Here is a 12,556-nt window from a genome sequence, read left to right as displayed (position 1 = left end):
CGCCGGCAAGCTAGAGCGGCGTGCCCTGGTGGAACGCCATGCGCCAGCGGCCATGCCGGCGCTTCCACAGAGAGCTGCGCAGCGAGTCCGCTGCAGGTCGCTGCGCAATGGCTTGGCGGTGCGCGCGGTAGGTGACCAGTGCCACGTCGGGCGCCATGCGCAGCACGCGAAAGTCCGACATCGTGCGTGCCGAAAAGGCCTCGCCACGCAGCGCATCGATGATGGCATCCCGCGTCCAGACCGTGCCGGAGACGCCAAGTTCGTGGAAGTCGTCGTCGAGCAGTTCTTCGAGTTTCGCGGCGCTCGCGCGCACCTCGCGAAGATGCAGTGCGCCTTCGAGTTCGAACAGCAGCGCCTCGAGGTTCTCGGCCGGCGCGGCCTCGTAGAGTTCGAGCGGAAGACCGTCGGGATCGGCGAAGAAGGTGAAGCGGCGGCCCGTGTATTCGTCGATGCGCAGCGGCTCGACCGCGATGCCTTGCGATGCGAGTTCATCGGCGGCGGCCTGCACGTCGTGCACTTCGAACGACAGGTGGCGCAGCCCTTGCGCTTCGGGCCGCGTGGGGCGCGCGGGCGCACCGGGAAAGGAAAAGAGTTCGATCTGCGAGCCGTCGGGCAGGGCGAGGTCGAGCTTGTACGAGTCGCGCGCGGCGCGATGGTTTTCGGCGACCACGCGCAGGCCGAGCACCTCGGTGTAGAAGTGCTTCGACACCACGTAGTCGGCGCAGATGATGGCGGCGTGGTGAATGCGGTCGAGTTGCATCGGACGGATCAATTCAAAGGCTTGCGCAGGAACACGCGGGCTGTGCGGCGATCACGTCGACCAGAAAGCCTTCGTCGACGGGGCTCATGCGCCGATTTCCACCTCGCCCTCGATCTCGACCGGGATGTTGAACGGCAGCTCCGCCATGCCCACCGCACTGCGGGCATGCGCGCCGATGTCGGGGCCGAACAATTCGAGGATCAGGTCGGAGAAGCCGTTGATGACGGCGGGCTGCCTGTCGAAGCCGGGTGCGCTCGCGACCATGCCGAACACGCGTGTCCATGCGGTAATGCGGTCGAGGTCGCCGAGGGCGCGCTGCAGGCTGCCGAGCATCGCGAGTGCCGTAAGGCGCGCGGCTGCGCAGCCCTGCTCGACGTTCAGTTCGCGGCCCAGCTTGCCGAGCGGCGCGGCGATGGTGCCGTCGGCGTTGAGCGGACCGTGGCCGGAGATCAACGCGCGGCGGCCGACGACGCGCACGAACTGGAAGGGGAGGATGACGCCGGCCGGCGGGATCGCAGGCGGCGGCAGCACGAGGCCGAGCGAGGCCAGTCGTTGCGCAATGAGGGCCATGGCATTTCTCTCCTGTCGGCGGATGACGGCGGATGGATGGGTCCGCCGCATCTTGCCATGGCCCCGTACCACGGCGTGGCTCAGGCCAGTGCCGGATAGTCCGTGTAGCCCTTCGCGCCGCCGCCGTACATGGTGGCCTTGTCGAGCTCGTTGAGCGGCGCGTTTTCGCGCAGGCGGCGCACGAGGTCGGGGTTCGAGATGAAGGGCTTGCCGAAGGCCACGAGGTCATCGCCTTCCTTCAGCGCTTCCTCGGCCAGTGGTCGGTCATAGCCGTTGTTGACCATCCACGCGCCCTTGCCGCCGGCTCGGCGGTACGCGGCCTTGAGGGCCTCGTAGTCGAAGGGGCGGTCTTCGATTTCGCGCGGGCCGCCGGTGGCGCCTTCGATGATGTGGATGTAGGCCAGGTCGAGCGCGGCGAGCTGCTTCACCACGTAGGTGAACAGCGGCTGCGGGTTGCTGTCGTGCGCGTCGTTGGCAGGCGTCACGGGCGACAGGCGGATGCCGGTCTTGCCGCCGCCGACGGCGTCGACCACGGCGCGCGCGGATTCGAGCAGCAGGCGGGCGCGGTTCTCGATGCTGCCGCCGTAGTCGTCGGTGCGCTTGTTGCTGCCGTCCTTCAGGAACTGGTCGAGCAGGTAGCCGTTGGCACCGTGAAGTTCCACGCCGTCGAAACCGGCGGTCTCGACCGCGCTGCGTGCAGCCACCGCATAGGCGTGCACGATGCCGGGCAGCTCGCCCGCATCCAGCGCGCGCGGTTCGGAGGTCTCGACGAAGGTCGGCACGCCGTCCTTGATGAGCACGGTCTTGGTCCTGGCGGTGATGGCCGAGGGGGCGACGGGCTTGCCGCCACCGGGTTGCAGTTCGCTGTGCGAGACGCGGCCCACGTGCCACAGCTGCACCACGATCTTGCCGCCCTTGGCGTGCACGGCGTCGGTCACGCGCTTCCAGCCGTCGAGCTGTTCCGTGCCGTAGAGGCCGGGCACGTCGGCGTAGCCCTGGCCCTGGTGGCTGATGGCGGTGGCTTCGGTGATGAGCAGGCCGGCGCTGGCGCGCTGGGCGTAATAGGTGGCGGCGAGGTCGGGCGGGATCGCATTCGGCGAGCGGTTGCGCGTGAGCGGCGCCATGACGATGCGGTTGGCGAGCTTCAGGTCGCCGGCCTGGATGGGGTCGAAGAGGTTGGACATCGTGCGATCAATGGCAGAGTTGGAACAGGCGCAAGGCTAAGCGCCCGGCCTCAACCCTGCTGTCGCACGGTTGTCCCGAATGGTGCTAGAGAAGCAGTGCCAGCAGTGCCGGGCTCACGCGCAGCGGCATGGCGAGCAGGATCTGAGCCATGCCCTTGCCGAGCGGGTCGTTGCGCAGCGAGGCCATGCCGCCGCCGCCCAGCGCCTGTTCGCAGACGAAGTTGAAGGCATCGATGCCCGGCACCTCGTAGCGCGTGACGCGGCCCTTGACGAGGTGTGCGAGCCATTCGGCCACGCGCGCCTCGGTGAGCTGTTCGCGCAGCAGCGGCAGCAAGGCGGGGTGGCGTGCGATGACGCCGACGTTCGAGGTGTCGCCCTTGTCGCCGCTGCGCGCCCATGCGAGGCGCAGCAGCGTCACTTCGACGGCGTCCGCGGGCACGGGTGCTTCATGCGTTTCCGTGGCTCTGGCAGGCTGTGAAACGGACCCGGCGTGCGGCGCAGGCGCTGTGGCGCGGGGCAGGTCGATGCACACGCCGTCGATGCCGACGCGAGCCTCGACCTGCGACTTGTCGAGCAGGAATGCGTACTGCCGGATCGACGGGGAGACCGAGGCGCGCCCGCCGCCCGCGCCTGTGGTGCCGGGCGCCCACGAGGTGCCGGCAGGCGCGACCTCGCGCGCGAACAGTTCCAGGGCTTCCTTGCGCGAATGCGTCACCGCGAGCCGCAGCACAGCTTCGCGTGTCTGCAGGGCCTGCGCATGCGGGCCGTAGCATGACTCCGCGCCGAGTACTTCGAGCAGCGCGCCGCTGTAGGGGCCGAATCCCTGCTGCGAGAACAGCGCACCCGTGCGCGCGAGGATCACCTCGCCCGTGCGCCTGGCCTTGGCCACCGCATCGAAGCCGACGATGGTGAGCTGCGCCGCGGCTTTGAAGCCGTCGACATAAGTGGCGCAGACCTTGTAGCTCGCGGTCGGCGCACGCCCGCGCGCGCCGTGCACGCGCACGCGGTGTTCGCCGGCCTGCTCGATGCGCACCTGCGTGAAGTCGGCCACCACGTCGGGCAGCAGGTAAGCCGCGGGATCGCCGATCTCGTAGAGCATCTGCTCACCCACCACCGCGGGCGTGAGCTTGCCGCCGGTGTCAGCGGGCTTGGTGACGACGAAGCTGCCGTCGGCGCTGCATTCGACGATGGGGTAGCCGATATTGGGCCAATCGGGCACGGTGTCCCAGTCGGTGTGCAGGCCGCCGGTGGCCTGGCAGCCGCATTCGATGATGTGGCCCGCGAGGCTGCCGGCCGCGAGCAGGTCGAAGTCGCCCGGCTGCCAATCGAATTCGTGCATGAGCACGCCGAGCGTGACGGCCGAGTCGACGCAACGCCCGGTGATGACGACCTGCGCGCCCGCATCGAGCGCGGCCTGGATCGGCCGTGCGCCCAGATAGGCGTTGGCAGTGAGCACGCGTTCGGGCAAGGCGGCGCCGCTCTGCAGCTCGCGCACGGGCGGCTGCGACTGGCGCAGCTGCGGCAGCAGCGGGGACACGTCGTCGCCGCTCACCACAGCGATCTTCAGCGCGATGCCCTGTTCGGCGGCCAGCGCCGCGAGCGCATCGGCGCAGCCCTGCGGGTTCACGCCGCCGGCGTTGCTCACCACGCGGATGCCTTGTTTCACGACGTCCTTCAACACGGCCTTCATCGCGACGGAGACGAAGTCCGTGGCATAGCCCAGCTCGGGCTTCTTGAGCCGCGCGCCCGCGAGGATCGACATGGTGAGTTCGGCAAGGTAGTCGAACACGAGGTAGTCGACCTGCCCGCTGCCCACGAGCTGCGGCGCGCCCACGCTGCTGTCGCCCCAGAAGCCGGAGGCGCCGCCGATGCGGACGGTGCGTTCGTTGCCGCTGTTCATCGGCCGCTCCATTGCGGCTTGCGCTTCTCGCGGAAGGCGAGTTGTCCCTCGGCCGCATCTTCGGTGAGTGCGAACAGGCCGATCTGGCTTTCGGTGAAGGCCATCGATTCCTCGAAGGCCATCGCCTCGATCTTCTTCGTCGTGTAGAGGCCGCGCCGGATGGCGGCGGGCGACTTGTCGAGCATGCGGCCGAGCAGCCAGTCGACGCTTTCGTCGACGTCGTCGCTCACGCGGTTCACGAGCCGCAGTTCGAGCGCCTGCGCGGCGGTGATGGGTTCGCCGGTGATGCACATCTCGGCCAGCACCCGGCGCGGCAGCAGGCCGCCCAGCACGCTGAGCACCTGTGCGGGAAAAAGGCCGACCTTCACCTCGGGCAGGCCGAACACGGCCTGGCTGCTGGCCACCGCCATGTCGCACATTGCCATGATCCCCATGCCGCCCGCCATGCAGGCGCCGTTGACGCGCGCTATCAGCGGCACGGTCGACTGGCGTGCCTGGCGGAACAGGTTGGCGATGTTCTGGTAGGGCGCGGCGTAGTCGAACTTGAAGGAAGTGCCGCTTTGCAGGTCGGCGCCTGCGCAGAAGGCGCGCGTGCCGGCGCCGGTGATGACCACGGCGCGCACGGCGTTGTCGCTGTTGGCGCGGGCCAGAGCGTCCGACAGCCGCGCGACCACCGCGCCGTTGATCGCATTTCGGCGCTCTTCCCGGTCGATGGTGAGCCACATGACGGGCCCTCGCATCTCTTCGCGCAGTTCGGGAGGGGTCTTCTCGGGCATGGTGGAGATTCCTTCTTCGGTCTTCTGAAGCCTTCCCGTAGCGTGCGCCATAAAAAAAGCCGCTTCGTGCGGCTTGTGGCTGAAGCGATGCGGGTTTTCCCTAGGAGGGGCCAGCTCGCTTCGCTGCTTTTGCACGCTTTCGCGTGCTTCGGCTTACTTCAGGAGGCCTTCGGCCTTCATCGCTTCCTGTACGGCCGGCCGGGCACCAACGCGTGCGTGCCAGGCCAGCAGGTTGGGAAAGTCAGAGATGTCGACGCCGGTCGGCTTGGTCCAGTTGGTGACGCTGAACAGGTAGCCGTCGGCCACGCTGAAATGATCGCCCATCAGGAACTGCTTGCTGGCCAGTTCGCCGTCGAGCCATTGGAAGCGCGACTTGAGCTTGTCCTTGAAGATGCCCTTGGCTTCTTCGGGCATGCCCGGGTTGAACAGGGGGCTGAAGCCCTTGTGCACTTCGGTGCCGATGAAGGTCAGCCACTCCTGCAGGCGGTAGCGTTGCATGGTGCCGGCGGCTGGCGCGAGGTTCTTGGTGGGGGCGAGGTCGGCGATGTACTGGAGGATGGCCGGGCCTTCGCGCAGGCGGGCGCCGTCGTCGAGTTCGAGCATCGGCACGTAGCCCAGCGGATTGATGCCGTAGTAGTCGGTGCCGTCCTGCAGCTTGTGGCTCTTGGTGCTGGCCAGCACCGGCTCGAAGGCGAGGCCTGCCTCGTGCAGCGCGATGTGAGGGGAGAGCGAGCAGGCGCCTGGCGAGTAATACAGCTTCATTCGAAAAAACTCCAATGGATGACGGAGGTTGATTTTGTGGGAGACCGCAGCGGATGCTAGCGGGTTTGGCAACCTCGCGTTCTTGTCCTACGACGGCTCGCGCGCGGTGACCATCGAGCGTGTCGACCGCTCTTCTAAGCTCCGCGGCACGGCGGCATGAGGCCTGCCGGAAGGAGTTTTCGAATGTTGAAGTACGCGATCATTTTCGCGGTCATCTCCCTTGTGGCCGCGTTGCTGGGCTTTGGTGGCGTGGCAGCGGGTGCTGCCGGCATTGCGAAGCTGCTGTTCGGCTTGTTCCTGGTACTGGCGGTTCTGTTCATCGTGCTGGCCGCGCTCGGCATTGGCGCGGTGAAGAAGACGCTCGATTGATGCCGCCCGGTTGCTATAAAATACATAGCAATCTGTTCAATGACAACGGGCGTTGGGGCGCAACTGGGCAGGCGCCCCTAGCTTGTCCACACAGCGGGCGCAAACGGGCCTGGACGATTAAAATTGGCGCCCCCTTTTGCGCCGCGCACGCGTCAGTTGTGCGCTCCCATTTCAAATGCTGTATCCCGAAGAATTCGACGTGATCGTCGTTGGCGGCGGCCATGCCGGCACCGAAGCCGCGCTCGCCGCCGCGCGCATGGGCGCCAAGACACTGCTGCTCTCCCACAATATCGAGACGCTGGGGCAGATGAGCTGCAACCCGTCGATAGGCGGCATCGGCAAGGGCCACCTCGTGAAGGAGGTCGATGCGCTCGGCGGCGCGATGGCAATTGCGACCGACGAAGCCGGTATCCAGTTCCGTATTCTCAACTCGAGCAAGGGCCCGGCCGTGCGCGCCACCCGTGCGCAGGCCGACCGGATCCTGTACAAGGCAGCGATCCGCCACCGCCTGGAAAACCAGCCGAACCTGAGCCTGTTCCAGCAGGCAGTCGACGACCTGATGGTGGAGGGCGATCGCGTGGTCGGCGCCGTCACGCAAGTGGGCATTGCCTTTCGCGCGCGCACAGTGGTGCTGACCGCGGGCACTTTTCTCGATGGCCGTATCCACGTCGGCCTCGATAACTACCAGGCTGGCCGGGCGGGCGATCCACCGGCGATCAGCCTGTCGGCGCGGCTCAAGGAGCTGAAGTTGCCACAGGGCCGCCTGAAGACCGGCACGCCGCCGCGGCTCGACGGCCGCAGCATCGATTTTTCGAAGTGCACCGAACAACCGGGCGACGGCATGCCCGGCGGGGCAGGGCCGATGCCGGTGTTCAGCTTCATGGGCCGCACCAACATGCACCCGCGGCAAATGCCCTGCTGGATCACCCACACCAACGCGCGCACGCACGAGATCATCCGCTCGGGTTTCGACCGCAGCCCCATGTTCACGGGCAAGATCGACGGCGTGGGTCCGCGCTACTGTCCCAGTGTGGAAGACAAGATCAACCGCTTTGCGGACAAGGAAAGCCACCAGATCTTCCTGGAGCCCGAGGGACTGACGACCAACGAGTACTACCCGAACGGGATCTCGACCAGCCTGCCGTTCGACATCCAGTACCAGCTGGTGCGCTCGATGCCGGGCCTGGAGAACGCGCACATCCTGCGGCCTGGCTACGCCATCGAGTACGACTACTTCGATCCGCGCGAACTCAAGAGCAGCTTCGAGACCCGCTCGGTCAAGGGCCTGTTCTTTGCCGGGCAGATCAACGGTACGACCGGGTACGAAGAAGCCGCGGCCCAGGGCCTGTTCGCCGGCATCAACGCCGCGCTGCAGTGCCGTGGCGAAGACGCCTGGCTGCCGCGTCGCGACGAGGCCTACCTGGGCGTGCTGGTCGATGACCTGATCACCAAGGGTGTGACCGAGCCTTACCGCATGTTCACGAGCCGCGCCGAGTTCCGTCTGCAGCTGCGCGAGGACAACGCCGATATGCGCTTGACCGAAGCAGGGCGCAAGCTCGGCTTGGTCGACGACGCACGATGGGACGCTTTCAGCCGCAAGCGTGATGCTGTTTCACGTGAAACAGAGCGTCTCAAATCGATCTGGGTGAACCCCCGCAACCTGCCGGCCGCCGAGTCGGAGCGGGTGCTGGGCAAGGCCATCGACCATGAATACAACCTGGCCGACCTGCTGCGCCGGCCCGACGTGAGCTACGAAACGCTGATGTCGCTGGACGGCGGCAAGTACAACGCGCAGGTGGCGCTGAGCGAAACGGAGATCGAGCAGATCGAGATTTCGGCCAAATACTCAGGCTACATCGAACGCCAGCACGACGAGGTGGAGCGCGCGGCGCACTTCGAAAACCTCAAGCTTCCCGCCGACTTCGACTACGGCCAGGTCAAGGCGCTGAGTTTCGAGGTGCGGCAGAAGCTGGACAAGCACCGTCCCGAGACCTTGGGTTTGGCCTCGCGTATCTCCGGTGTGACGCCAGCCGCCATTTCTTTGCTGATGATTCATCTGCGCAAGGGTGGCCACAAGGCCTTTGCCAGCGACACCGCCACCACGGAAGCAGCCACCGAGCCGCAGTCCGCGGAATGACGGCGCCGATCGATACGCTGCGCGCAGGCGCGGCTGCGATGGGAGTCGCCCTGTCCGACAGCCAGGGCGAACGCCTCTTGGCTTACGGCACGCTGATGCTTAAGTGGAACAAGGTTTACAACCTCACGGCCTTGCGCGATCCGGCCAGCGTACTCACGCATCACCTGCTCGACAGTCTCGCGGCCATCGCACCGCTGCAACGCGAGTGGGCAGGGAAGGGCAAGTTGCTCGATGTCGGCTCCGGCGGCGGTTTGCCCGGCGTGGTGATCGCCATCATGCGGCCCGACCTCGAGGTGAGCTGCCTCGATGCGGTCGCCAAGAAGGCGGCCTTTGTCCAGCAAGTGGCAGCCGAACTGGAACTGCCGAACCTTCGCGGACTGCACGCCCGAGTCGAATCCCTGGCTGGCAGCTACGAGGTCATCAGCTCGCGCGCCTTCGCATCGTTGCCAGACTTCTTCAACGGTTCGATGAATCTCCTCGCGCCCGGCGGCGTTTGGCTGGCCATGAAGGGCAAGGTGCCTAACGATGAACTTGCAATCTTGCCCAAGGGCGTCAAAGTGTTTCACGTGGAACAACTGACGGTTCCGGGCCTGGATGCCGAGCGCTGCATCGTTTGGGCGCGCAAGGACCTCGCCCAAATCAGCGACTGAATACGCAAAAGATGTGGCGGCACCGGTAAAAGCCGGTGTCGGAACAGTCTCTGTGACGGCGTGCTCGCTTAGACTCGATGCCTCCCTTCGGTCTCTCTTCCGACTCGCTTTTTCGAGGCAAAACCCATGTTCGGCATTGCTGACTACGGCGCATTCGTCGCCGCCATCGTCCTGTTTCTTCTGATTCCCGGTCCGGGCAATCTGGCGCTGATCACCTCGACCAGCAAGGGCGGCATCCGAGGCGGCCTGGCTGCGACGGCCGGCGTGATCATCGGCGACCAGTTTCTGCTGTGGGCGGCGGTGGCTGGCGTGTCGGCCGTGATGGCGGCTTACCCGGCCGCCTTCAAGGCTGTGCAATGGCTGGGTGCTGCCTATCTGGCCTGGATGGGCATCAAGATGCTGCTGGCCAAGCCCGGTTCGGCACCCATCCTCAATATCAAGCCCAGCCATTTCATGCGCCAGGCGTTCACCATCACGCTGCTGAACCCAAAGGCGATCGTGTTCTACATGGCCTTCTTCCCGCTGTTCGTGGACCCGGCCCGGCACCAGGGCCTGATCACCTTCGGCGCAATGGCGGTGACCATCGCCGCGCTGACCTTCCTGTACGGCCTGACCTCCACGCTGCTCACGCATTTCCTGGCCGAGCGCATCCGCGCGAATCCCCGCATTTCCACTGTGCTCGAAAAGCTTGCCGGCAGTTTCCTGATCGCCTTCGGCGTCAAGCTCGCAATCTCGCGCTGATCGATCGATCCCCGGTACTCACATGGCCAAGATTTTCTGCATCGCCAACCAAAAGGGCGGCGTCGGCAAGACCACCACCACCGTCAATCTGGCCGCCGGCCTCGCCAAAGTCGGCCAGCGCGTGCTGATGATTGACCTCGACCCGCAGGGCAATGCCACCATGGGTTCGGGCATCGACAAGCGCCAGCTGGAGCTGACGGTGTACGACGTGCTGCTCGAATCGGCCTCGGTGTCCGAGGCCCGCGTCAAGGCGGACAAGCTGGTGGAGGGCGGTTGCGGCTACGACGTGCTGGGCGCCAACCGTGAACTGGCCGGCGCGGAAGTCGAGATGGTGGCACTCGATCGCCGAGAGAAGCGCCTGCGCACCGCGCTGGCCGCCGTCGGTGCCGAGTACGACTTCGTGCTGATCGACTGCCCGCCGAGCCTGAGCCTGTTGACGCTGAACGGCCTGTGCGCCGCCCACGGCGTGATCGTGCCGATGCAGTGCGAATACTTCGCGCTCGAAGGGCTGACCGACCTGGTCAACACCATCAAGCAGGTGCACGCCAACCTCAACAAGAACCTGCAGATCATCGGCTTGCTGCGCGTGATGTTCGATCCGCGCATCACGCTGCAGCAGCAAGTGAGCGAGCAGCTCAAGTCCCACTTTGGCGACAAGGTGTTCGACACGGTGATTCCGCGCAATGTGCGGCTGGCCGAGGCACCAAGCTACGGACTGCCGGGCGTGGTGTTCGATCCGGCCGCCCGCGGCAGCCAGGCCTTCATCGCCTTTGCCCAGGAGCTGATCGACAAGATGCCGCCCGCAAGCGCTTTTGCCTCGGGCGCGGTGGCGCCGCCGATTGCACCGGTCACGCGCATTGCGCCGGACCTGCCGATTCCCGACGATGTGATGGCGCCTGCTGTCGCGCCAGCATCCGATTCCACCAGTGAAAACAACGCCTGACGCATGCCACCGGCTGGCAATGCGCTATCGAGTTAGTAGCAAATGACAGATCCTCGCATCCTGCTGTTGCCGGGTTGGCAGAACAGCGGCCCCGGCCATTGGCAAACCCTGTGGGAGTCGGTTCACGGTGATCGCCGTGTCGAGCAGCACGATTGGATGCGACCGCTGCGCGGCGACTGGTCTGCGCGGCTCGAAGAAGAGGTGCTGGCCTCGCCCGGCCCGGTGGTTCTTGCGGCGCACAGCCTCGGCTGCATCCTCGTCGCGGCCTGGGCCGCGCATTCGCGCAACACGCACAAGGTGCGCGGTGCGCTGCTGGTGGCGCCTGGCGATGTGGAGCGCGATGACCTGCGCCAGCTGATTCCAGGCTGGGCACCGATCGTGCGCAAGCCGCTGCCGTTTCCGGCGGTGATGATCGCCGCCAACGACGACCCGTACTGCGAAGCCCCGCGCTCGCGGCAGCTCGCCAGGGATTGGGGGGCGCGCTTCATCGATGCCGGCCCGGGCGGCCACCTGAATGCTGAATCCGGCCTCGGCGACTGGCCTGAAGGACGGAAGCTCCTGAACGAAATCTCGAAAGAAAAGAACTGATGGCGACCAAGAAACCCAAGGGCCTGGGCCGCGGCCTCGAGGCGCTGCTCGGCCCGACGGCCGCGCCTTCCGTCGACAACGGACTGAATGGCAATACGGGCCCGGAAGAGGGCGGCGCGCCAAGGAACCCGAGCACGCTGATGCTCGAGCAGATGGTTGCCGGCGTCTACCAGCCGCGCACGCGCATGGACGAAGGGGCGCTCTACGAGCTGGCGGAGAGCATCAAGGTGCAGGGCATCATGCAGCCGATCCTGGTGCGCCGGCTTGATGCCGAATCGGCCGCCACCAAGAACGCGGAATACGAAATCATCGCGGGCGAGCGCCGTTTTCGCGCCGCCAGGCTCGCGGGCCTCGACAGCGTGCCGGTGCTGGTGCGCGACGTGCCCAACGAGGCCGCGGCGGCGATGTCGCTGATCGAGAACATCCAGCGCGAAGACCTCAACCCACTCGAAGAAGCCCAAGGCCTGCAACGCCTGGTGAGCGAGTTTGGGCTCACTCACGAGCAAGCGGCGCAGGCGGTGGGCCGCTCGCGCAGCGCGGCCAGCAACCTGCTGCGCCTGCTGAACCTGGCCGAACCCGCACAGCAGATGCTGATGGCCGGCGACATTGACATGGGCCACGCCCGTGCGCTGCTGTCGCTCGATCGCGGCACGCAGATCACGGCGGCCAACCAGATCGCCGCCAAGAAGATGTCGGTGCGCGAGGCCGAGTCGCTGGTGAAGAAGCTCGCGGCCGAGTTCACGCTCACGCCATCGCGGCGCAGCAACGACGGCGAGAAGTCGCGCGACCTGCAGCGCGTGGAAGAAGAACTGGCCGACCTGCTCACCGCCGAGGTCGAGGTGCGCATCAAGAAGCGCAGCAAGCGCGGCGGCCGTGTCGAGGAAAGCGGCGAGCTCGCCATCCACTTCGGCTCCATCGAGGCCCTCAACGGATTGATCGAGCGCATCCGCCGAACGGCCTAGTGTTGTGAACCGAGGGGCTGGCGTTCGTTTGATTGATTCCTGCAATCCTTTGCGCGTATCCTCGACCGCTGTTTTTCCAACCCCAGATTTCTTGAATAAACGGAGGGAGTCCACCATGCTGTTCACCAAGTTCCCGCTCGCGGCCATCACCGTCGGCGCACTTCTCCTCACCGGTTGCGCGGCGACCGACATGCAGATGGGCAGCCAGTCGGCC

Annotated in this window: 13 protein-coding genes; 7 read left to right on the top strand and 6 right to left on the bottom strand. The window is 66.2% G+C overall.

Features of this window, described 5'->3' with window-relative positions:
• Window positions 1-10: 10 nt before the first annotated feature.
• The 6 genes from gloA2 to gstA all read right to left on the bottom strand — a co-directional run bounded on the left by gloA2 (window position 11) and on the right by gstA (window position 5,952).
• Window positions 11-760 carry an SMU1112c/YaeR family gloxylase I-like metalloprotein gene (gene gloA2 / locus PMI12_RS14275; RefSeq protein ID WP_007833601.1) on the bottom strand — a complete coding sequence of 250 codons (750 nt, stop codon included), beginning with the start codon at window positions 758-760 and terminating at the stop codon, window positions 11-13.
• An 84-nt stretch (window positions 761-844) separates the two neighbouring features.
• A complete protein-coding gene (locus PMI12_RS14270; protein ID WP_007833599.1) occupies window positions 845-1,330 on the bottom strand; it encodes a RidA family protein in 486 nt (161 codons plus the stop codon).
• A gap of 80 nt (window positions 1,331-1,410) precedes the next feature.
• Window positions 1,411-2,514, bottom strand: coding sequence for an alkene reductase (locus tag PMI12_RS14265; RefSeq protein WP_007833597.1), 1,104 nt, complete (start codon window positions 2,512-2,514; stop codon window positions 1,411-1,413).
• Between the two features lie 85 nt (window positions 2,515-2,599).
• A complete protein-coding gene (locus tag PMI12_RS14260; RefSeq protein WP_007833596.1) occupies window positions 2,600-4,414 on the bottom strand; it encodes an acyclic terpene utilization AtuA family protein in 1,815 nt (604 codons plus the stop codon).
• Window positions 4,411-5,190 (bottom strand): enoyl-CoA hydratase/isomerase family protein, encoded by a 780-nt coding sequence (locus tag PMI12_RS14255; RefSeq protein WP_007833594.1) that lies wholly within the window; start codon window positions 5,188-5,190, stop codon window positions 4,411-4,413. The genes PMI12_RS14260 and PMI12_RS14255 overlap by 4 nt, the downstream gene beginning before the upstream one ends.
• 153 nt (window positions 5,191-5,343) lie before the next feature.
• Window positions 5,344-5,952 (bottom strand): glutathione transferase GstA, encoded by a 609-nt coding sequence (gene gstA / locus PMI12_RS14250; RefSeq protein ID WP_007833593.1) that lies wholly within the window; start codon window positions 5,950-5,952, stop codon window positions 5,344-5,346.
• A 183-nt stretch (window positions 5,953-6,135) separates the two neighbouring features.
• On the opposite strand from gstA, the gene PMI12_RS14245 reads away from it, so the two are divergent.
• The 7 genes from PMI12_RS14245 (at window position 6,136) to PMI12_RS14215 (ending at window position 12,342) form a co-directional block, all read left to right on the top strand.
• The gene (locus PMI12_RS14245) at window positions 6,136-6,321 is read left to right on the top strand and encodes a DUF1328 family protein (protein WP_007833591.1); all 186 of its coding nucleotides are present in this window, start codon (window positions 6,136-6,138) and stop codon (window positions 6,319-6,321) included.
• A gap of 175 nt (window positions 6,322-6,496) precedes the next feature.
• Window positions 6,497-8,458, top strand: coding sequence for a tRNA uridine-5-carboxymethylaminomethyl(34) synthesis enzyme MnmG (gene mnmG, locus PMI12_RS14240; RefSeq protein WP_007833589.1), 1,962 nt, complete (start codon window positions 6,497-6,499; stop codon window positions 8,456-8,458).
• The gene (rsmG, locus tag PMI12_RS14235) at window positions 8,455-9,108 is read left to right on the top strand and encodes a 16S rRNA (guanine(527)-N(7))-methyltransferase RsmG (protein ID WP_007833587.1); all 654 of its coding nucleotides are present in this window, start codon (window positions 8,455-8,457) and stop codon (window positions 9,106-9,108) included. The genes mnmG and rsmG overlap by 4 nt, the downstream gene beginning before the upstream one ends.
• 126 nt (window positions 9,109-9,234) lie before the next feature.
• A complete protein-coding gene (locus PMI12_RS14230; protein ID WP_007833586.1) occupies window positions 9,235-9,849 on the top strand; it encodes a LysE family transporter in 615 nt (204 codons plus the stop codon).
• A 22-nt stretch (window positions 9,850-9,871) separates the two neighbouring features.
• The gene (locus tag PMI12_RS14225) at window positions 9,872-10,792 is read left to right on the top strand and encodes a ParA family protein (RefSeq protein WP_007833577.1); all 921 of its coding nucleotides are present in this window, start codon (window positions 9,872-9,874) and stop codon (window positions 10,790-10,792) included.
• A 42-nt stretch (window positions 10,793-10,834) separates the two neighbouring features.
• Complete coding sequence (locus tag PMI12_RS14220; RefSeq protein ID WP_007833574.1) at window positions 10,835-11,380, top strand: RBBP9/YdeN family alpha/beta hydrolase; 546 nt, start codon at window positions 10,835-10,837, stop codon at window positions 11,378-11,380.
• Window positions 11,380-12,342, top strand: coding sequence for a ParB/RepB/Spo0J family partition protein (locus tag PMI12_RS14215; RefSeq protein WP_007833571.1), 963 nt, complete (start codon window positions 11,380-11,382; stop codon window positions 12,340-12,342). Before PMI12_RS14220 ends, PMI12_RS14215 begins: the two co-directional genes overlap by 1 nt.
• Window positions 12,343-12,556 lie beyond the last annotated feature (214 nt).

Origin of the sequence: Variovorax sp. CF313 (assembly GCF_000282635.1) — a bacterium.
In the GTDB taxonomy this organism is placed as follows: domain Bacteria; phylum Pseudomonadota; class Gammaproteobacteria; order Burkholderiales; family Burkholderiaceae_C; genus Variovorax.
This window is presented reverse-complemented; position numbering and strand designations above follow the sequence as displayed.

Bases quoted from the DNA above. Each gene is read 5' to 3' on its own strand.
- gloA2 (WP_007833601.1), bottom strand. From the start codon at position 760: ATGCAACTCGACCGCATTCACCACGCCGCCATCATCTGCGCCGACTAC.
- PMI12_RS14270 (WP_007833599.1), bottom strand. From the start codon at position 1,330: ATGGCCCTCATTGCGCAACGACTGGCCTCGCTCGGCCTCGTGCTGCCG.
- PMI12_RS14265 (WP_007833597.1), bottom strand. From the start codon at position 2,514: ATGTCCAACCTCTTCGACCCCATCCAGGCCGGCGACCTGAAGCTCGCC.
- PMI12_RS14260 (WP_007833596.1), bottom strand. From the start codon at position 4,414: ATGAACAGCGGCAACGAACGCACCGTCCGCATCGGCGGCGCCTCCGGC.
- PMI12_RS14255 (WP_007833594.1), bottom strand. From the start codon at position 5,190: ATGCCCGAGAAGACCCCTCCCGAACTGCGCGAAGAGATGCGAGGGCCC.
- gstA (WP_007833593.1), bottom strand. From the start codon at position 5,952: ATGAAGCTGTATTACTCGCCAGGCGCCTGCTCGCTCTCCCCTCACATC.
- PMI12_RS14245 (WP_007833591.1), top strand. From the start codon at position 6,136: ATGTTGAAGTACGCGATCATTTTCGCGGTCATCTCCCTTGTGGCCGCG.
- mnmG (WP_007833589.1), top strand. From the start codon at position 6,497: ATGCTGTATCCCGAAGAATTCGACGTGATCGTCGTTGGCGGCGGCCAT.
- rsmG (WP_007833587.1), top strand. From the start codon at position 8,455: ATGACGGCGCCGATCGATACGCTGCGCGCAGGCGCGGCTGCGATGGGA.
- PMI12_RS14230 (WP_007833586.1), top strand. From the start codon at position 9,235: ATGTTCGGCATTGCTGACTACGGCGCATTCGTCGCCGCCATCGTCCTG.
- PMI12_RS14225 (WP_007833577.1), top strand. From the start codon at position 9,872: ATGGCCAAGATTTTCTGCATCGCCAACCAAAAGGGCGGCGTCGGCAAG.
- PMI12_RS14220 (WP_007833574.1), top strand. From the start codon at position 10,835: ATGACAGATCCTCGCATCCTGCTGTTGCCGGGTTGGCAGAACAGCGGC.
- PMI12_RS14215 (WP_007833571.1), top strand. From the start codon at position 11,380: ATGGCGACCAAGAAACCCAAGGGCCTGGGCCGCGGCCTCGAGGCGCTG.